This window comes from Pseudomonas sp. No.21, assembly GCF_054558415.1.
On sequence record NZ_BAAJNO010000005.1, the window covers coordinates 1 to 18,472 of the forward strand.

13 protein-coding genes are annotated in these 18,472 nt (G+C 65.5%); 6 read left to right on the forward strand and 7 right to left on the reverse strand.

Annotated elements, in window-relative coordinates:
* The first annotated feature begins 504 nt into the window (after positions 1–504).
* Positions 505–810: an NIPSNAP family protein gene (locus ACYJSS_RS10905; protein WP_111259597.1), complete on the forward strand. Its 306-nt coding sequence runs from the start codon at positions 505–507 to the stop codon at positions 808–810.
* Positions 811–977: 167 nt separating this feature from the next.
* On the opposite strand, the gene ACYJSS_RS10910 is transcribed toward ACYJSS_RS10905, so the two are convergent.
* Positions 978–1,277, reverse strand: a complete 300-nt coding sequence (locus ACYJSS_RS10910; RefSeq protein ID WP_111259598.1) for a hypothetical protein — start codon at positions 1,275–1,277, stop codon at positions 978–980.
* Positions 1,278–1,510: 233 nt separating this feature from the next.
* Between ACYJSS_RS10910 and ACYJSS_RS10915 the strand changes: the two genes are divergently transcribed.
* A complete protein-coding gene (locus tag ACYJSS_RS10915; RefSeq protein ID WP_111259599.1) occupies positions 1,511–2,554 on the forward strand; it encodes a threonine aldolase family protein in 1,044 nt (347 codons plus the stop codon).
* 806 nt (positions 2,555–3,360) lie between these two features.
* On the opposite strand, the gene gbcB is transcribed toward ACYJSS_RS10915, so the two are convergent.
* The gene (gbcB, locus tag ACYJSS_RS10920) at positions 3,361–4,464 is read right to left on the reverse strand and encodes a glycine-betaine demethylase subunit GbcB (RefSeq protein WP_111259600.1); all 1,104 of its coding nucleotides are present in this window, start codon (positions 4,462–4,464) and stop codon (positions 3,361–3,363) included.
* A gap of 348 nt (positions 4,465–4,812) precedes the next feature.
* Here gbcB and gbcA point away from each other — a divergent pair, with 348 nt between their 5' ends.
* Positions 4,813–6,102 carry a glycine-betaine demethylase subunit GbcA gene (gbcA, locus tag ACYJSS_RS10925; RefSeq protein WP_111259601.1) on the forward strand — a complete coding sequence of 430 codons (1,290 nt, stop codon included), beginning with the start codon at positions 4,813–4,815 and terminating at the stop codon, positions 6,100–6,102.
* Between the two features lie 249 nt (positions 6,103–6,351).
* Here the strand turns inward: gbcA and ACYJSS_RS10930 are convergent, their stop codons facing one another.
* Positions 6,352–6,729 (reverse strand): NUDIX hydrolase, encoded by a 378-nt coding sequence (locus ACYJSS_RS10930; protein WP_111259602.1) that lies wholly within the window; start codon positions 6,727–6,729, stop codon positions 6,352–6,354.
* 532 nt (positions 6,730–7,261) lie between these two features.
* On the opposite strand from ACYJSS_RS10930, the gene ACYJSS_RS10935 reads away from it, so the two are divergent.
* Entirely contained in the window at positions 7,262–7,570 is a 309-nt protein-coding gene (locus tag ACYJSS_RS10935) for a hypothetical protein (protein ID WP_111259603.1), read from the forward strand.
* 345 nt (positions 7,571–7,915) lie between these two features.
* Here the strand turns inward: ACYJSS_RS10935 and ACYJSS_RS10940 are convergent, their stop codons facing one another.
* From ACYJSS_RS10940 to ACYJSS_RS10950, 3 genes are all read right to left on the reverse strand, one after another.
* Positions 7,916–10,471 (reverse strand): fimbria/pilus outer membrane usher protein, encoded by a 2,556-nt coding sequence (locus ACYJSS_RS10940; RefSeq protein WP_459479873.1) that lies wholly within the window; start codon positions 10,469–10,471, stop codon positions 7,916–7,918.
* 167 nt (positions 10,472–10,638) lie between these two features.
* Complete coding sequence (locus ACYJSS_RS10945) at positions 10,639–11,373, reverse strand: fimbrial biogenesis chaperone (RefSeq protein WP_111259605.1); 735 nt, start codon at positions 11,371–11,373, stop codon at positions 10,639–10,641.
* Positions 11,374–11,676: 303 nt separating this feature from the next.
* A complete protein-coding gene (locus ACYJSS_RS10950) occupies positions 11,677–12,312 on the reverse strand; it encodes a response regulator (RefSeq protein ID WP_111259606.1) in 636 nt (211 codons plus the stop codon).
* Positions 12,313–12,479: 167 nt separating this feature from the next.
* Between ACYJSS_RS10950 and ACYJSS_RS10955 the strand changes: the two genes are divergently transcribed.
* Positions 12,480–13,688, forward strand: a complete 1,209-nt coding sequence (locus ACYJSS_RS10955; protein ID WP_236205475.1) for an EAL domain-containing response regulator — start codon at positions 12,480–12,482, stop codon at positions 13,686–13,688.
* 23 nt (positions 13,689–13,711) lie between these two features.
* On the opposite strand, the gene ACYJSS_RS10960 is transcribed toward ACYJSS_RS10955, so the two are convergent.
* Entirely contained in the window at positions 13,712–17,323 is a 3,612-nt protein-coding gene (locus ACYJSS_RS10960; protein ID WP_236205476.1) for an ATP-binding protein, read from the reverse strand.
* A 503-nt stretch (positions 17,324–17,826) separates the two neighbouring features.
* Between ACYJSS_RS10960 and ACYJSS_RS10965 the strand changes: the two genes are divergently transcribed.
* A complete protein-coding gene (locus ACYJSS_RS10965; protein ID WP_111259609.1) occupies positions 17,827–18,453 on the forward strand; it encodes a response regulator transcription factor in 627 nt (208 codons plus the stop codon).
* Positions 18,454–18,472: the final 19 nt, after the last annotated feature.

Genomic DNA, 18,472 nt, shown 5'->3' on the forward strand with positions numbered 1-18,472 from the left:
CGCTGATCTCCTGACGCGCCTGCGGTGGCGCCTGTCGTTTGGTACGGGGGCTTCCCGTTTGCAGCGATGGTATGACTCGCCCTGCCTTGCCAGATGCCTACGGACGCCACGGGAGAATGCGTTTGCGACATGCAAAGGGTCGCAATCGAACATCCTTGCAGCTGACCCGGTCACCCACAGTTTCCGTGGACCAAGCTGTGGATAAGCTGTACACCCCGCGCTACCGGCCAGGGCCCATGCAGGCTGTGGCCCATCGAGCATTTATTGAGCGATATCAGGCAGTTAGCGAATTTCTTACGCACAGAAGCTGTGCAGCGATCTGTGGACAAGCTGTGCGTGGATGCCGCAACGCCAGGATTGACGGGGCTTTCGACCGGCTGTACGTGAACCGATCAGCCCGCAGCAGGCGAAGATGCCCACAGCGACGCGCCTGGACAGCGAGGGTGGCAGTGGATAGTTTCGACTCCCCCGCGGCATTCCGCACGCGCCTGGACGAGCAACTGCATGATCACCTGCTACCTGCGCTACATCATCGATCCGTACAAGCTGGCCGAATTCGAGCACTACGGAAAACTCTGGATTCCCCTGGTGGAGAAATTCGGCGGCACCCACCACGGCTACTTCCTGCCCTCCGAAGGCGCGAACAACGTCGCCCTGGCGATGTTCAGCTTCCCCAGCCTGGCGGCCTACGAGGACTACCGCACCCGCTCCATGGCGGACGCCGAGTGCATCGCGGCCTTCGGCTATGCCGAGGCAACCCGTTGCATTCTCAGCTACGAGCGCAGCTTCTTCCGTCCGGTATTCGGCTGAGCACGCCCTCGCCCCCGGACCGAAGCCGGGCGACGCCCAGGGAAAACCGCCCACAAAGACCGTGGACCACCCTGTGGATAAGCTGTGCGACGAACGCGCAGGGCCAGGCACGGCGCAGGATGGCGCCGCCTGGCTCTTTTTTGCTCAGGGCCCGGCGGCCCGGTGGGTCAGTTCAGCTGGGTGAGGCACTTGTTGGTGACGCTCAGCAGCCGCTCGTGGGTGGCCTTGGGCAACGGCGTCTTCTGGGCCTTCAGCTCGTCCAGCTCGGCCTGGCTGAATTCGGCGCTGACCCGGTCGGCCGCGCAGCCGCAATATTTCTGCAACTTGTCCGCGCTGACTTGGGCCTGGGCCCCCGCCATGCACTCCTTGACGAAATGATCACGCTCGCCTGCGGGCCATTCGGCTGCCTGTGCGCAAAGGCTCACGAGCCAGGGTGCGGCAAGGGCGATCAGGTAGGGATAGCGCATCTGTGACACTCCTCATTGATGGCAAGGTCCGTCCCCGTGCAGGCACGGTTATGTTGTGAGCGGCAAAGACCCCGGCGAGTTCCTCCCGGCATCCCCGACACCGGACCGGGGACAGCGCCTGGTTTAAAAAGGATGTCGCCTGGAGTCATTTGCGGGCGTCCATCCTGTCGTAAAGTTAGTTCCCATCCGCCTGCCCCTCCCGGGGACCCGGGCGACAGGACCAAGGACCCGAGATGACCGACCAGACCCAGCAATTCGCCAGCGACAACTATTCGGGCATCTGCCCCGAAGTCTGGGCCGCCATGGCCGAGGCCAACCGTGGCCACGAGCGCGCCTATGGCGACGACCAGTGGACGGCGCGCGCCGCCGATCACTTCCGCCAGCTGTTCGAGACCGATTGCGAAGTGTTCTTCGCCTTCAACGGCACCGCCGCCAACTCCCTGGCCCTCGCGTCGATGTGCCAGAGCTACCACAGCGTGATCTGCTCCGAGACGGCCCACGTGGAAACCGACGAATGCGGCGCGCCGGAGTTCTTCTCCAACGGCTCCAAGCTGCTGCTGGCCCGCACCGAGCAGGGCAAGCTGACGCCCGAGGCGGTGCGCGAGATCGCCCTCAAGCGCCAGGACATCCACTACCCCAAGCCGCGCGTGGTGACGCTGACCCAGGCCACCGAAGTGGGCACCGTGTACCGGCCGGAGGAAGTGCGCGCGATCAGTGCCGTGTGCAAGGAGCTGGGCCTGCGCCTGCACATGGACGGAGCGCGCTTCTCCAACGCCTGCGCCTTCCTCGGCTGCACCCCGGCGGAGCTGACCTGGAAGGCCGGCGTCGACGTGCTGTGCTTCGGCGGCACCAAGAACGGCATGGCAGTGGGCGAGGCCATCCTGTTCTTCAACCACGAGCTGGCCGAGGACTTCGACTACCGCTGCAAGCAGGCCGGCCAGCTGGCCTCGAAGATGCGCTTCCTTTCCGCTCCCTGGGTCGGCCTGCTGCAGGACGATGCCTGGATGCATTATTCCCGGCACGCCAACAGCTGTGCCCAACTGCTGGCCGAACTGGTGGCGGACGTGCCGGGTGTGAGCCTGATGTTCCCGGTGGAGGCCAACGGCGTGTTCCTGCAGATGTCCGAGCCGGCGCTGGACTACCTGCGCGCCCGCAACTGGCGCTTCTACACCTTCATCGGGGCCGGCGGCGCGCGCTTCATGTGCTCCTGGGACACCGAGAAGGACCGCGTGCGCGAGCTCGCTGCCGACATCCGCGCCGCCATGGCCAACACCTGACACGTCCCTCCGGCCTGGAACCCCGGGCCGCGCTCCTTTCCTTCCGTTCGAGGCGCCCTGCGAAACCGGGCGCCTCCCACGCACCCGTCGCACACCCCGGATGAGGTTCCGCCGGAGATATCCTCAGGCGGCGGCTTATCCTCGATTTCAGTGCATCACCCTGTGGACAAGCTGTAGAGCGACGGCCAGGCGCCAGGCAGGGCGCCATCTGTGCAGAACAGGTCGTTTTATGAGCGTATTCAAAGCGTTATGAATATTCGGCACACAATTTCTGTGCGGCGATCTGTAGGCAACCTGTGGATAAACTGCCACAGGCCACGGGATACGTCCGCTGCAGGGAATCGATCAGATAATGAGCAGCGCTGTAGGCCGCGTGGCGCCTGGGGCAGCCCGGATGCGACACACGCAGTCTGGCAACGCCATGCCTGAATTTGTCCCCTGCTGCGGTGGAGGCTTCTGTGGACAAGCTGTGCAGCGTCGCCTGGATGCCTTGCGCCCCGTGGGGCGTGGCTTTCAGGCTATTTATCGAACGATTTCATGGGGATGGCGGCGATCTTGTGCACAGCCTCTGTGCAAGGAGCTGTGGCCTGCCTGTGCATAGCCCGCCGCATCGCCCGCCCCACGGTGGATACAGGCGAGCGGTCAATCCTTGATCAACGCCCCGCTCGCTGCCGAGCCCTTGCCAGCCGGGCCTCGGAGCCTGGTGACAAACCCACAGAAGCCGTGCACCAGCCTGTGGACAAGCTGTTCGCCAAACGCCAGGGGCCCCACGTGCCGGGGCCTGCGGGCGATCGGTCAGTTACTGATCAATAGTCGATGGCGACATCACCCTTGGGCACGCTGCAGCAGGAGAGGATGTAGCCCTCGGCGACGTCGTCGTCGGTGATACCGCCGTTGTGCTCCATCTCCACGTCACCCGCGGTCTTCATGACCTTGCAGGTGCCACAGATGCCCATGCCGCAGGCCTTGGGGATATGCAGGCCGAGCTTGGCGGCGGCGGTGTGCACGGTCTCGCCCGGCGCCACGCGGATGCTCTTGCCGGTGCTGGTGAACTCCACCAGGTTGAGGTCGGCCGCCGGCACCGCCGGTGCCTCCGCCGCTTCGGCCGCATGCTCCTTTACCTCGGCGCGGATTTCCGGCGGGGTGGGGCCGAAGGCCTCCTCGTGGTAACGCTGCATGTCGAAGCCGTTGGCTTCGAGCAGGCGCTTGACCGCGCTCATGTAGGGGGTGGGGCCGCAGCAGAAGATCTCGCGCTCCATGAAGTCCGGCGCGATCAATTGCAGCATCGGCTGGCTGAGGTAGCCGCGATAGCCGGACCAGGTCTCGCCGATGTCGTACTTCTCGCAGACTAGGTGCAGCTTGAAGTTGCCGACGCGCGAGGCCATGTGGCGCAGCTCGCGGTGGTAGATGATGTCCTTCGGCGTGCGCGCGCTGTGGACGAAGACCATGTCGACGTTGGCGTTGGTGTCGAAGAACCAGCGCGCCATGGACATCACCGGGGTGATGCCGACGCCGCCGGAGAGGTAGAGCACCTTGTCGGCCGGGAAGTCGATGGCGTTGAACAGGCCGACCGGGCCATGCACCGGGATGACGTCGCCTTCCTTGAGGTTGTCGTGCAGCCAGTTGGAGACCTTGCCACCCGGCACGCGCTTGATGGTGATGGAGAAGCTGTAGGGCACCGACGGCGAGCTGGAGATGGTGTAAGAGCGCATGATCGGCAGGCCGTCGATCTCCAGCTCCAGGGTCACGAACTGCCCGGGCTTGAAGAAGAACACCATCGGCTGATCGGCCATGAAGCAGAAGGTGCGCACATCCCAGGTCTCCTGGATGACCTTCACGCAGCGCATCAGATGACGGCCGTTGGCCCAGGTCTGTGTCGTCACCGGATTCAGGAAGCTGTTGCTGCTCATAACGCATCTCCGCGCGGCCGGAAATCGGCCCCAATGGAGCGGATTCTGCGTAAGCGAAAAAGCGCCCACTTACCTGCCAGCGACATTCACATGCTTATCGCGACCTGCCAGCAACGCCAAGGGCTGCGGAGTCGGAAACGGATGTGGCCGTGTCGTCCATGGATAAGGTCGGGTCAGTCCCCGACGCCACACTCAGCCCCAGCCGAACACAAGCAAACGAGCGACATTCCCCCCTCTATCAGCGCGCTATCGGCGGCGTCGGAAGGGGAGGTGAAGCCGCCTTGCGTCACGACCGAAAGCCATTTTCGCGGAGGCCGCCCAGCGCGCCCCGCCACTGAGGAGTCAACGATGGATATCACTTCCACCCTGAGTCTGGGCGATCCGCTGGACCCGGCGCGCAAGGCCACCGCCGAGATGCTCCGCGAGCGCGACCACAGCTTTTCCCTGCCGCAGCCGTTCTACAACGACGAGCGCCTGTTCCAGATCGACATGCAGGAGATCTTCCACAAGGAGTGGCTGATCGCCGGCATGACCTGCGAGATCCCCGCCAAGGGCAACTACCTGACCCTGCAGATCGGCGACAACCCGATCATCGTGCTGCGCGGCGCCGAGGGGCAGGTGCATGCCTTCCACAACGTCTGCCGCCACCGCGGCTCGCGCCTGTGCGTCAGCGACAAGGGCAAGGTCGCCAAGCTGGTCTGCCCCTACCACCAGTGGACCTACGAGCTGGACGGCCGCCTGCTGTTCGCCGGCACCGAGATGGGTGCCGACTTCGACCTGAAGGACTACAGCCTCAAGCCGGTGAAGGTGAAGACCGCCGGTGGCTACATCTTCATCTCCCTGGCCGAGAACCCGCCGGCCATCGACGACTTCCTCTCCACCCTGGCCCATTACATGGAGCCGTACGACATGGAGAACACCAAGGTGGCCGTCCAGACCACCCTGATGGAAAAGGCCAACTGGAAGCTGGTGATCGAGAACAACCGCGAGTGCTACCACTGCAACGGCTCGCACCCCGAGCTGCTCAACACCCTGCTGGAGTGGGACGACGTCACCGACCCGCGTGCCAGCCAGGCCTTCAAGGACCAGGTAGCCGCCTGCACCACCGCCTGGGACGCCGAGAAGATCCCCTATGCCCACGCCAGCTTCGGCCTGCGCAACCGCATCGTGCGCATGCCGCTGCTGCAGGGCACCGTGTCCATGACCATGGACGGCAAGCAGGGCAGCAAGAAACTCATGGGGCGCATCCAGAACCCGGACCTGGGCTCCATGCGCATCCTCCACCTGCCGCACTCCTGGAACCACTGCATGGGCGATCACATGATCGTCTTCACCGTGTGGCCCATCGGCCCGCAGGAAACCATGGTCACCACCAAGTGGCTGGTGCACAAGGACGCGGTGGAAGGCGTGGACTACGACGTGGCGCGCCTGCGCGAGGTGTGGGACGCGACCAACGACCAGGACCGTCGCCTCGCCGAGGAGAACCAGCGCGGGATCAATTCCACCGCCTATCAGCCGGGGCCCTACTCCAAGACCTACGAGTTCGGCGTGATCAATTTCCTCGACTGGTACAGCGAGCGCCTGCTCAACAACCTGGGCGACGTCCCCGCCACTCGCTTGCGCCAGGTCGGCGAATAAGGCGATGAGCCTGAGCCTGGGGTTCGTCCTGCTGCTCACCCTCTACACGGCGCTGGCCTGTCGCAAGGGACGGCGCCCCGAGGCAACACACTGAGGTCCCGCAAGGGACACCCTCGCCCCCACCAGGTCGTCGGCCCTGGCGGGGGCTTTTTTTGCCCAGGTCCCGCACGCCAGGGCACCATGGCCCGGGTCTCAGCCCGGGAAACCGGCACGGAGCAGGCGCGAGAGAGCTTCTCGGATGGCGTGAACCTATGCGCCTGGCCGCTGGCAGGTCTTGAGCAGGCGGCGGATGGCCTTGTTGATGCTGCGCTTGCCCAGGTCCTCGACGGAGAACCAGCGGCAGTCGGCGATCTCGTTCAGCGGCGTGGGCTGCTGGGATGCCGGCATCGGCGCTTCGAAAACGTAGTGAAGGGTCGTGTAAAGCTCCAGGGGCGCGATGTAGTCGAGGGTCTCGAGCGCGAGCCCGGTCTCCTCCACCAGTTCGCGGAACGCCGCCTGCCCGGGCGCTTCGTCCGCCTCGATCCGGCCGCCTGGCAACGTCCACTTCGACCTGGGTTTGCGCACGAAGAGAATCTTGTCTTCCATGCGGCAGATGACGGTCGCCCGTTCTTTGATTGCCCTGCCCATCTGCTCACCCCCCGCCACTGCGTTGAAAGACCGGAACGGCCACGAAAACCCTCGTAACCAAAGCAAGAAGGGGGCCAGACATGGCCGGCCCCCACACGAGGACGCGCCTGTATCTAACGTTAGGCGCCCTTGGCGATATCTGCCTCGCGCAGAAACTTGGAACAGGACATTCCGGGGAAGATTCCCGGTCTATTCACCGTGGCAGGCGAATCCGCCACGTGGTTCGGGTGAAGACACCCGCAAGAAGCCGGCAGGAAACGAGGGGTGGATGCGCAGAAAGACCGGAAGCCCGACGGAAATTTCTGCGAGGCGGATAGTGGAGTATCCCACGTGTCACGAGGAAGTTTGTAGGTCGGATTAGTCCGACTCACCACCGAACCGGACCGGGTTCACAGCCTGGCGCCAAAGGACCGGGATAATGCGAAACCATCAGGCTCCTACAGTTAGAACCTACAAAAAATCCGGATCGCCAAAGTGTGGATCGTAGGAGCCATCTGATTTTTACTCAGTTCAGCCTGTAAGGAGTGCTGAGATGAAACGACTACTGACTATTCCCCTCCTCGCCCTCATCTGCGTCGCCGGCCTGGCCCAAGCGGAAAACGCGCCAGCGGCCCTGGGGCAGATCACTTTCGTAGGAAGCATCTGCAAGGACCTTTGCGATACCCCTACAAGCACCTGGCTCGAACATGTAGGACGCCGCAGCGGCCTCAGCCCCATCGGCCGATCGGAGCCCCGCGGGCGCGGCCATTGCGCAGGCCTGGGTGAAACCAGCTCGGTGAGCATGACCAGCATCGCCTCCCGCACGGGCGACGCCGGGATCATCACGGTGGTCTACAACTGAGGCCGCATGTCGAGCACACCACGAATGCCTATCCGGTACGCGGCACTGCGAGCCGCCATCGCACGGGATCGTGCATGGCGGCAAGGATTCGCTCGATCGACCAGCAAGCTGGCGCGAGAGCTGGAGCCTGCGGCCATCGACCTGCAGGGCCATGCCCGCTTGCACGCCGGTCGAGACCGAGCGGGATGATCCATGGGGCGCAATGAAGACTGGCGAGCCTGCGATCGAGCGGCGAGGCCGCCGACTCGGAAGCCCAGGTGTGAGGGATCGCGTGCCGGCCAGGGACGCATCAGCACCGGTCCGAGCGCCCGCGCCAATGCATGGCGAGCCGCACGGCCGGCAAGATCATTCGGCTAGCGCGATCTCGGTCCGCCCACCGAGCGTGACGCAGCGCACCCCGACCTGTTGGTAGCTGGGGTCGTCCGGGTCCTGCTCCGGCAGTTGGTAGTCGACCCGACAGGCCTTGTCCGGCCCCTCGCCCCAACGCACGATCAGCACGCCCTCACGCGCGAGCCCGCGCAGGAATGCCCGGCCTCCCTGCCCCACCATGGCCAGGGACACACCCTGGTCATCGATGACGTCTGAGCCCAGCGGCGGGATCTGGCCATCTTCGCGAAGGATGCGCAGCAACACCGGCACGCCAGTGATGGTCGGGTAGCTGAGCATCACCACGGCGCCATGGCGCGGGGCCACTGCCTGCTCGGTGATCTGCAGCTCGACGTTGCGCAGGGTACCGACCGGGTCGATCACGACCTGGTTGTGGCGGTAGGGGGCGAGGCCGCCGACCACTGCGTAACCGTTGCTGCCGACACGGGCGCTCATGTCGTTGCTGACATAGGCGCCTTCCGCCCCCTTGGCCTCGATGACGGCAAAGGTTTCGCTCTGGCTCTGGGTGAAGTTGATCCCACCCGGGTGGGCCACCAGGCTGCCACCGATGCCGACGCTCTGCTGGCGGTAACCGGTGCCCTCGCTGTAGCTGGCGTTGAGCGACGCCGCCGGTGCGAAGTAGTGGACGCTGCCACCGGCGTTGCTGGAGCGGTCGCCCTGGTCACTGCTGCGCGAGCCGTAGAGGCTGTAGTTCATCTGCGAGCGCTCGCCCGCGACACCGCTGAGGCTGGCCTGGATGTTGTTGCGCTTGCCGGCTTGGCTGACCGAGCTACTGAGGAAGGGCGAGCGCACATCACGCCCCAGGGGCACGCTGAATGACAGCAGGTACTGGTTCTCGTACCCCGAGCCCATGCGCGTCCGGCCTGCGGAGGTGCTCATGGTTCCCCAGTTGAAGCCGTTGGAGTAGCCAGCCTGGAAGGTCATGTCGCTGCGCTGCCCGGCGTTCCAGTAGTTCTGCGCCGAACCGCTCAGGTAAAGGCTGCCGAAGTTAGCCCCCAGGGGCTGGCTGATGTTGGCTTGCAGCCGGCTGCGCTGGCGGTAGAGACGGCTTTCGGGGTTGCCGACGGACTGCGCGTAGTCGCCGAACTCGAGATATCCCTCGCTGGAGAAGCGGTAGGCAGCCAGGGTGAAGTTGGTCTGGGTGCTGTCCAGGAGCTTGCTGTAGGTGACCCGGTAGCTTTGGCCGCTCCTGGGGGCGGAGTCGGCGACGGGACGCTCGGTGACATGCGAGCGGGTGACATCGAACGCGACGGCCCCCAGCCCGGTGCTGATCGCGACACCGCCCTGGGCGGCCATGTACTTTTCGGCCACGATGCTGCCCAGGTAGCCGGTGAAGGCGTTGGTCACACCGCGCTGGTAGGTGCCCATGACGAACTTCGGCGATGCGTCCAGGCCACGGTCCCGGTACTCGCCGGCAGTCACGCTGAAACGCGATACACCAGGGCGCAGCAACTGCGCCACCGAGGCGTAGGGCACGACGAAGGAACGCTGGCGGCCATCGGCCTCGGTCACCGTCACCTCGATGTCTCCGGAGTAACCCGAGTCGTAGAGGTCATCGATGGCGAAGGGCCCGGGGGCCACCGTCGCCTCGTAAAGCACCGATTGCCCCTGGCGCACGGTGACCTTGGCGTTGGTTTCCGCCACGCCACGGATCACGGGAGCGAAGCCGCGCTGGGAGTCGGGGAGCATGCGGTCGTCGGAACTGATCTGCACGCCTCTGAAAGGTACGCTCTCGAACAGCTCGCCAGGCGTGTAGTAGTCGCCGACCGTGAGCTGCGAGCGCAGGCCGGTGAGGTCGCGCTGGGCATAGGTGCTGGCGTTGCTGTAGTGGCTGCGGGTAGGGCCGCCATCCTGGCTGGAGCGGTTGTAGTAGCCATTGGAGCGCAGGCGCCACTCACCGATGTTGAGGCCGTTGTTGAGGCCCAGGGACAGCTGGTTCGAACCAATGCCGCCGCTGTGGCTGCGGTAGCCGCTGGCGTTGTAGCCGATGAAGCCGGCCGTGACGCCGGCATCCCAGTCACGGGGGTCCACTTGCCCGCGTGCCTGTCGCCCCAGATAGGCCTGCGGGATGCTCAGGTGGGCGCTCAGCTCGGACAGATCGACCTCGACCTGCGCCTGCGGCACCAGGCGATCGAGCTCGATGCAATCCTCGTTGTCCATAATCGATTGCCGTGCGGCCTGAGGGTCCGGCAGGTTCGCCAGCTCGATGCCGAAGGTGCCGACGTGCTCGGGCTTGAAGCAGTAGCGCTGGATGAGCGCAGCGCCCTCGCCTTCGCTGAGCACCCGCAACTCGTGCCGCCCCTTCCAGGTCTGGTTGACGTAGATATCCAGGAGATAGGTGCCAGGAGGCAGGGCGTTTGCGTTGGCGAAGCGCGACAGGTCGACGGCCTCTTCAGCACCGCTACCGAAGAACGCCGGGTTGAAGACGGCATAACGGGCCGGGGAAACCGCTTCGTCCGCGTCCACCTGGTTCCAGTCGCTGAGCGCCAGGGAGGCGGCAAGGGCCACGGCCATGACCTTGAGCCGTCCCACACGGGGTGCGAGACGCACCCTGCGGGTGCCACGCGTAGACGATCCCCGATACCTGTCTGAAAGAGCTTTCATAGTCGTACCTGGCGCATCGATGAATGGCGCGCGAACGATCGAGCGGCATCAGCGCCTTGCGCGCACGAGCCGCCTGCTCACGGCTCCAGCCTCGCCTCGTGCCCAATGGACGAGCCGTAGTCGTTGATCCACTTCGTCACCACCTTGGCGGCCGTTCCCCGTTGCACCGTGCCCGACAGAGGGAAGTCGCGACTGCCGAGCGGCGGCACCATCCCATCGCCAGCCTCGTGCGCCCGCCCGCCGACATTCAGCGAGACGTCGCTGAACGACACATGGAAGGCGCTGGGGTTGCTCGCTCGCAGCACGCTTTGCGCGCCGTTCTGCACCAGCCGCCAGCTGATCTGCTGGGCCGCTCCGGACGCACTGCCCGGCAAGCCGGACGGTCGATAGAAGAGTTTCAGGCGGGTGCGGATGGCGAACTGCATGGAGTTGCCGCTGTCCGCCGCGGGTTGTGGCGGGACATCCAGGAGGTTGAGCCAGAACACCGTCTCGCGGTCAGTGGGCAGTGCCTCGCCCGTGAACGCCAGGCGCAGGCTCTGCCCCTTGCCCGGGTCGAGGCGGAAGATCGGCGGCGTGAGCAAGAAGGGCGCATCGGCCTGGTCCGGCTTGCTCGACGGATCGCCGCGATCGATCCAGGCCTGCGCCAGGGAAGGCTGCGTACCGTCGTTGCTCACCCGTACGCTGATTTCCTGCTGCTTGGCGGGATAGATGAAGCGGGTGCCGTTCACCACCATGCCGGCCTGCACGCTCGGCAGGAAGGTGGCGATGAAGAGTGCGGCGATCAATCGGGTGATCCTGGCGGTGGGATGCATCGGTTTTTCCTGAATGGCCGCCGCCCGGGGCGGGCCGGGCGGGTGGCGATTGATCCTGATTCGTGGCGGGGAAGGCGGGAACGAAGGCCGCAGTGGCGGCGCGCCTTTTCCCGGGGGAGGATGATATCGAGCGACACACCCGCCATCCGGCATCGAGCGCCAGGGAAAACCGTAGGAAAAATCCTTAAAAAGCCAGGAAAAGGCCGTCAACTGCAAAAATGAGCCGAGGCTCAGATCAGGGGATGCGCAAAGTCAGAGCGCGGGAGTGCGCAGGGGAGGCACTGCGCCAGGGAAGGACCCCGGCTAGGAAGCGGTGCTGTTGGCCAGGTCGTTGCGCCGGGCGAATTCGATCAGCTCCAGCAACGAGCCGAGGTTGAGCTTCTGCTGGATGCGGCTCTTGTAAGTACTGACGGTCTTGTTGCTGAGCAGCATCAGGTCGCCGATCTGCTTGTTGGAGAGGCCCGACGCCAGGTACTGCAGCACCATCAGCTCCTGGTTGGACAGACGTGCGACCAGCTCGGCCTCGCTGGTCAGCGCGGCCTGGCCCGCCTGCAACGCATCGGCCGGGTAGAAGGAAAACCCCGCGCTGATCGAGTTGATCGCGATGACGAGGTTCTGCAGGTCCTCTTCCTTGCTGACGAATCCCTTGGCGCCAGCCTGCATGCAGCGCTGACAGAAGCTCTCGGCGGGTTGCGACGTGAGCACCAGCACATGGCTGTCCAGTCCCAGGGCGCGGATGCGCGCGATCACCTTGAGCCCGTCCAGGCGCGGAATGCCGATATCGAGGATGACGATGTCGGGCTCGTGCTGGCGGATCAGTTGCAGCGCATCGACACCGTTGTCCGTCTCCGCAAGCACCTGGATGCCATTGCGTTCCAGCAGCATGCGCACGGCGAGGCGGATGACGGGGTGATCGTCGACTATCAGGGCACTTCTCATGTCGGTCTCTTCTGGGGCGACGCGGGCTCGACGCCGAAGCACGGCAACCATGGCCACGCCCAAGCACTGATGAAATTTCCTACAAGTTTCCGGGAATCTTCGCCTAGCTCGTTGCCGAGCCTCCTAAGTAACGTGACCGGCATCACAAATCTGCCGAGCGAAACCCGATGAAGAACATAAGCATTCTGGTGCTGGAAGACGAACCCTTCCAGCGCCTGCTGGCGATAGCCGCACTGGAGAGAATGGGTCTGGACCGGATCCAGGGAGCGGAGGACGGCGACCAGGCGCTGGCCATGCTACAAGCCTGCGGCGGTGTCGACATCGTGCTCTGTGACCTGCGCATGGCCGGCATGGACGGCCTGGCCTTCCTCCGCCATGCCAGCCAGCGGGGCCTGTTGCGCGCGGTGATGCTCGCCAGCGCGGTCGAGCCGGTGCTGCGCCAGGCCACCATCTCGATGATCCGCTGCCTCGGCGTGGAATTCCTCGGCGATCTTGGCAAGCCGTTCGACATCAACCGGGCTACCCGCCTGCTGCGCAGCTTCGCGCCCGAGCAGGAGCAGTTGCCCGCATCCCCCGAAGTGATCGAATTGCCGTCCCTGGCGGAAATAGCCGAAGGCTTCGAACGCGACGAGTTCGAAGCGTGGTTCCAGCCCAAGGTCGACATGCGCGACGGTGCGTTGCGTGGCGCCGAGATGCTCGCTCGCTGGCGTCACCCCCAGCACGGCGTCCTGTCACCGGCACAGTTCCTGCCGCAGATGGAGGCCAGCGGCCTGGTGGACCGCCTGTTCTGGCGATTGCTGGACCAGGGGCTGGCGGTGCAGCAGGAACTGGCGCAAGAGGGTCGGCAGGTCGAGCTGGCCATCAACATCCAGCCCATCCAGCTGGGCGACCGGCAGATGGTCGAGCGGGTGGCCCGGCGCCTGATGGACAGCGGCCTGCCCGGCGAGGGGCTGACCTTCGAGGTGACCGAGACGGGCCTGCTGCGCGCCCCGGCCACCAGCCTGGAGAACCTCGTGCGCCTGCGCCTGATGGGTTGTGGCCTGGCCATGGACGATTTCGGTGCCGGCTACTCCTCGCTCGACCGGCTGTGCGCGCTGCCCTTCAGCCAGATCAAGCTCGACGCCTCGTTCATCCGCAAGCTGCACAGCCAGCCCCGCTGCGGCGCAGTCATCCGCAGCAGCGTGACCCTGGCCGAGGCGATGGGTATTTCCCTGGTGGTCGAAGGCGTGGAGACCCTGGAGCAGAAGACACTGTTGATGGAGCTGGGTTGCGTCCAGGCCCAGGGCTACCACTTCGCCCGGCCCATGGATGGGTCGGCCTTCCGTCGATGGATCGGCGATGCCCGCCCACCGGCGACCACCCGGCTGCAGTCCTGACCCCAGGCTCCGCCTTCGCCCGCTCAGGGCGCGGGGGCCGCAGCTCCTTCGGTCAGGTAATCACTCAACTCCAGTTGCAGACGCTCCAGCGCGCGCACCAGGTCTTCGACTCCCCGGCGCAGGCCGTCAGGGGCACTGGGCACCGTACAGGCCTCCATCAGCCGCTGGCACGCCGCGATGACCTCCTCGGCCCGCACAACACGGGCCGCGCCGATCAACCGATGTGCCAGCTCGGACAGGCCCGCGCTATCACCCCGCTCCAGCAACATGCCGAGCAAGGCGAGGTCCTGGCCATTGGTGGCCATCAGCTCGCCGAGCAGGTTGCGCACCAGCAGCGGGTCGCCACCGGTCAGGGGTTGCAACGGGGATAGGTCGAACAGTCCGGTGACCGACAGGCCCTCCGCCTCGAGCAACTCCCCGCCGCCATCACCAAAGACCCGCTGCAGGGCGGCGAGCCCGATGGGCTTGACCAGGCACTCGTCCATCCCGGCGGCCAGGCCCCGCTCGATCTCATCGGCCTGCGCATCGGCGGTGAGTCCGAGGACCAGCGTGCGAGGCCGCACACCATCGCGCTCCTCGCGGCGTATCGCCGCCGTCAGCTCGGCCCCGCTCATGCGGGGCATGTGGCAGTCGGTCGCCACCGCGTCGAAGTGCCGGGCGCGCCAGCGTTGCAGGGCGTCCTGGCCATCCGCCGCCTCCTCGGCCTCATGACCGAGGAAGACCAGTTGCTGCTGGAGAATCTGCCGGTTCACCGGATGATCGTCGACCACCAGCACCCGCAGGCGCCGCGCCGGGCCGGCCAGGGGGCCCGGTGCGGGCACGGGCTCGGGAACGGGGTCGAGGCGGTGCAGGCGCAGCTCCACCTCGACCCGCGTGCCACGCCCCGGCTCGCTGTCCAGGGCCAGCTGGCCGCCCATCATCGAACAGAGCGAGCGGCAGATGACCAGGCCCAGGCCGGTGCCTTCGGCCAGTTGGTCGGCACGCTCGATCCGCGAGAAGGGCTGGAACAGCCGCGCCTGGTCTTCGGGCGCGATGCCGATGCCGCTGTCCTCCACGACCAGCACCACGCGCAGCATCCCGGGCTCGGCAAGGTCCCCCGTGACGCGCACGCCGACCCGCCCGGCAGGGGTGAACTTGATGGCATTGCTGACCAGGTTGGAGAGGATCTGCTTGAAGCGCATGCCATCGACCAGGACGTCGCCCTGGATGCTCGAGTCGATTTCCAGCACCAGTTCCAGGCGCTTCTGCCGGGCCAGGCCGTCGAACACCCGGGCCACCGACTCCACCAGCTCGCGCAGGTTGGCGCGCGCCGGGGCCAGGCTCAGGCGTCCCGCCTCGATACGGGCGATGTCGAGGATGTCGCCGATCAGGGTCAGCAGGCTGCGGGCCGACCCATAGGCCACCTGGATGCCGGCCGGGTCGATCGGGCCGTGCTCCGCGCGCTTGAGGGCCAACTCGAGGATGCCGATCACCGCATTCAGAGGCGTACGGATCTCGTGGCTCATGGTCGCGAGGAAGGCGGTCTTGGCTCGGCTGGCATCGTCGGCCAGGTTCTTCGCCTCCTCCAGTTCACGGACCAGATGATGATGCTCGGTGATGTCGATCCAGCCACAGATCACGCCCTTGACCGCGCCGGTCGAGTCCTGGAAGGGCTGGGTCCAATGGTCGATCCACAGCCTGCGCCCGCCCAGCTCCAACTCGTGCACGCCGCGCACCAGCTGCCCGTCGACCATCGCCTGCAGATAGCCCTGGTGGAAGTACGGCGCGGCCTCGAACGCCAGGGGCAACTCCGGGGCCGTCGTCCCGAGAATGTCTTCGCGCGCCAGCCCCAGGGTGTCCAGGTAACTGCGGTTGCACGACAGCAGGCGGCCCTCGGCATCACGCACGAAGACAGGTTGCGGCATGCAGTCGATCAGCGTCTCGATGAAGCGCAGTTCGTCGTTCAGTTGCCGCTCCGCCGCCATGCGCTTGCGCACCTCGCGGCGCAGGCGCAGGCCCCAGGCCAGGGCCAGGGCCAGCAGCACCAGCGCGCCAATCACGATCTGCAGGATCAGCTGGTTGTAGTCACGCCAGGTCTGCGCACTCATGGCCGGGCTGCCGCGCCAGCGATTGGCAGCAGCGTTCAGCTCGTCTGGAGTCAGGCTGGCCAGGGCCTTGTCGAGGATGGACTGCAGCTCGACATCGGCCCGGCGCATGGCGAAGTTCGCCGTGGCCGGCTCGATGGGCACCAGCTCAGCCACCGCCAGGCGATTGCGGAACAGCCGGACCACGTAGTAACGGGCCGTGGGTAGCGACACCAGGGCCGCATCGGCGTCGCCGCTGTAGACAAGGTTCATCGCATCCAGCGTCGAACCCGCCTCGACGATTTCGGCACCGGGGTAGGTGTCCCGGACCTCCGCCATCGCCACATGCCCCCTGGCGATGGCGAGCCGCTTGCCCTCCATGCCGTCGAGCGGTTCGGCGAGGCCGTCATCGCCACGCGGCGCCACCAGCACGTAGGGATTGGTCATCACCGGGCGGGTGAAGCGCAGCAGCGCCTCACGTTCGCGCCCCTGGCTGAGGATCGCCAGGTCGGCGCTGCCCTGCTGCAGGCTGTTCATCTGGTCGGTGAAACCACCACGACGGCTGATCGCCTCGAAGCGCAGGCCGGTCCGCAGGGACGTCATTTCCAGCAGGTCGGCGGTGATACCGCGGAACTGGCCCTGGGCATCGAAGAAGGCCATGGGCGCCATGTCGTCGTCGATCACCAGGCGCACCACAGGGTGACGCTCCACCCAGCGGCGCTCCTCCTGCGTCAGGGGCAGGGGCTCCAGCGCCGGTATCACACCGCTGCCGATCCAGCGCCGGGTGATCTCATCCAGGCGCGAGCGGCCCAGGGCATGGAGCGTGGCATCCAGGCCGCGCAGCAGCGGAGCATCGTTCGAGCGCACGATGAAAGCCACGCCATCGGCCTTGAGCTCGGCGAAACGCTCGAAGCGCACCATCCCGTGGAAGCCCCGGTTGATCCGGTAGTAGGCGGCGAGTACATCGCCGAGGAACAGGTCGGCCTTGCCGAAGGCCACCGCGGCCATCGCCCCGTCCACCGACTCGGCGGCCACCAGGCGTGCCCCGGGAAACCCCCGGTGCAGGGCCGGGTCGCCCAGGTATTCGGTGGTGGTGACCACGGTCAGCCCGGCCAGGTCCACGGGAAACTCGCGCGTGTCCTCCTGGCGGCGGAAGAGCGCCGCGTGTTCGATGGCGAAGGGCTGGCTGCGCGCCACGCTGGCACCGCGCAAGCCGTGGCTGGATGCGGTCGTCATGTCGATCTCGCCCGACTCCAGTGCCCGCGCGAGGGAGGCCTGGTCCGGCAGCTCGCGCAGGACGATGCGCATGCCCAGCATCTGCCCGACCAGCGCGGTGGTGTCCGCCGTGATGCCCTCGAAACTGCCGTCGCGCTGCAACATCGCCATCGGCGCCTCGGCATCGCCGGCCACGCCGAGCACCAGGTCACGCTTCTGCCGCAACCAGTGCCAGTCGCTTTCGGATATGGCCAGTTCCTGCTGGTCGACCTGCAACTGGCTCGACAGATGCAGGGGCACAGCGCCCACGGGGGCGGATTCGACCGCCATCGGCGACAGCAGAAGGAGCCCCAGCATGAGCGACCGGACGGATACGCAAAACCACGAAATGCCGTGCAACGTGGCGACCTCCCTCTGCCTGTTGGACTGGAACAATGCCCATTACAGGAAGTGACTGATATTCATTGACTGAGGAAGCCTAAAAACTTGCCTACATGGATTGTAGGAAACTTCCCAAACAACCGATCGCGGCGCGCACCGCGAATATACTTCTCGCCTCACATATTCAGCCAATTCCATGAGCGGCCAAGCCCAAAAGCCTATGGCAGCTCGTGTCGCCTTGTTTGGCGTACGCAATAAACATTAGGAATTGTCTGAACGACATCAACATAACTTCTGAAGAAATATCCCATATGCAAGGAAAGTCCGATACGGACTATCGCTGGCTACGGATAACTTGTTCGCGCCGCCTCTATCGGTAATAGCAAGAAAACCAATCGGAAGAAGTGCCAACCCTGTTTCGAACGGCTTTGTGTGCGTGCCGTGGAGCAACGGGAAACTCACCAAGGAGAAATGAACGGATGAGTAAGATCCTGCTTATCGACAACCAGCCCATGATCCGCTTCGCCACACGCGTCCTGCTGGAGCGTGAGGGCTACGACATCGTCGGCGAGACCGAGAACGGCGTGGAGGGCCTGAGCCTGGCGCGTTCGCTCAGGCCGGACCTGGTCATCCTCGATATCGCCGTGCCCAAGCTGGACGGCATGGAGGTGCTCACCCGCCTGGCGGCGATGGACGTCAACCTCAAGCTGCTGGTGCTGACTTCGCTGCCTGCGGCGCTCTATGCCAACCGTTGCCTGCAGGCCGGCGCCACCGGTTACCTGTCCAAGCAGGAACAGGCCGTCAGCCTGATCGCCGCGACCAAGTCGGTGCTTTCCGGCTACAGCCTGTTCCCCAGCACCGTGCACCTGCCCGTGCCGTCCCAGGCCGGCGAGGACACCCAACTGCTCGACAGCCTGTCAGACCGGGAGCTCGCGGTGCTGCAGAACCTTGCCAACGGCAAGAACAACAAGGAGATCGCCGAGCAGCTGTTCATCAGCCACAAGACGGTGAGCACCTACAAATCCCGACTGATGGACAAGCTGAAGACCCGCAACCTGGTCGACCTCATCGACTTCGCCCGCCGCTACGCCCTCCCCACGGCCTGACCGGGCGGCCCGGGCTCAC

Excerpts from the sequence above, each read along its gene's own strand:
- ACYJSS_RS10905 (WP_111259597.1), top strand. The coding sequence starts at position 505 with ATGATCACCTGCTACCTGCGCTACATCATCGATCCGTACAAGCTGGCC.
- ACYJSS_RS10930 (WP_111259602.1), bottom strand. The coding sequence starts at position 6,729 with ATGGGCAGGGCAATCAAAGAACGGGCGACCGTCATCTGCCGCATGGAA.
- ACYJSS_RS10915 (WP_111259599.1), top strand. The coding sequence starts at position 1,511 with ATGACCGACCAGACCCAGCAATTCGCCAGCGACAACTATTCGGGCATC.
- ACYJSS_RS10950 (WP_111259606.1), bottom strand. The coding sequence starts at position 12,312 with ATGAGAAGTGCCCTGATAGTCGACGATCACCCCGTCATCCGCCTCGCC.
- ACYJSS_RS10910 (WP_111259598.1), bottom strand. The coding sequence starts at position 1,277 with ATGCGCTATCCCTACCTGATCGCCCTTGCCGCACCCTGGCTCGTGAGC.
- ACYJSS_RS10940 (WP_459479873.1), bottom strand. The coding sequence starts at position 10,471 with ATGGCCGTGGCCCTTGCCGCCTCCCTGGCGCTCAGCGACTGGAACCAG.
- ACYJSS_RS10945 (WP_111259605.1), bottom strand. The coding sequence starts at position 11,373 with ATGCATCCCACCGCCAGGATCACCCGATTGATCGCCGCACTCTTCATC.
- ACYJSS_RS10955 (WP_236205475.1), top strand. The coding sequence starts at position 12,480 with ATGAAGAACATAAGCATTCTGGTGCTGGAAGACGAACCCTTCCAGCGC.
- ACYJSS_RS10965 (WP_111259609.1), top strand. The coding sequence starts at position 17,827 with ATGAGTAAGATCCTGCTTATCGACAACCAGCCCATGATCCGCTTCGCC.
- ACYJSS_RS10960 (WP_236205476.1), bottom strand. The coding sequence starts at position 17,323 with ATGCTGGGGCTCCTTCTGCTGTCGCCGATGGCGGTCGAATCCGCCCCC.
- ACYJSS_RS10935 (WP_111259603.1), top strand. The coding sequence starts at position 7,262 with ATGAAACGACTACTGACTATTCCCCTCCTCGCCCTCATCTGCGTCGCC.
- gbcA (WP_111259601.1), top strand. The coding sequence starts at position 4,813 with ATGGATATCACTTCCACCCTGAGTCTGGGCGATCCGCTGGACCCGGCG.
- gbcB (WP_111259600.1), bottom strand. The coding sequence starts at position 4,464 with ATGAGCAGCAACAGCTTCCTGAATCCGGTGACGACACAGACCTGGGCC.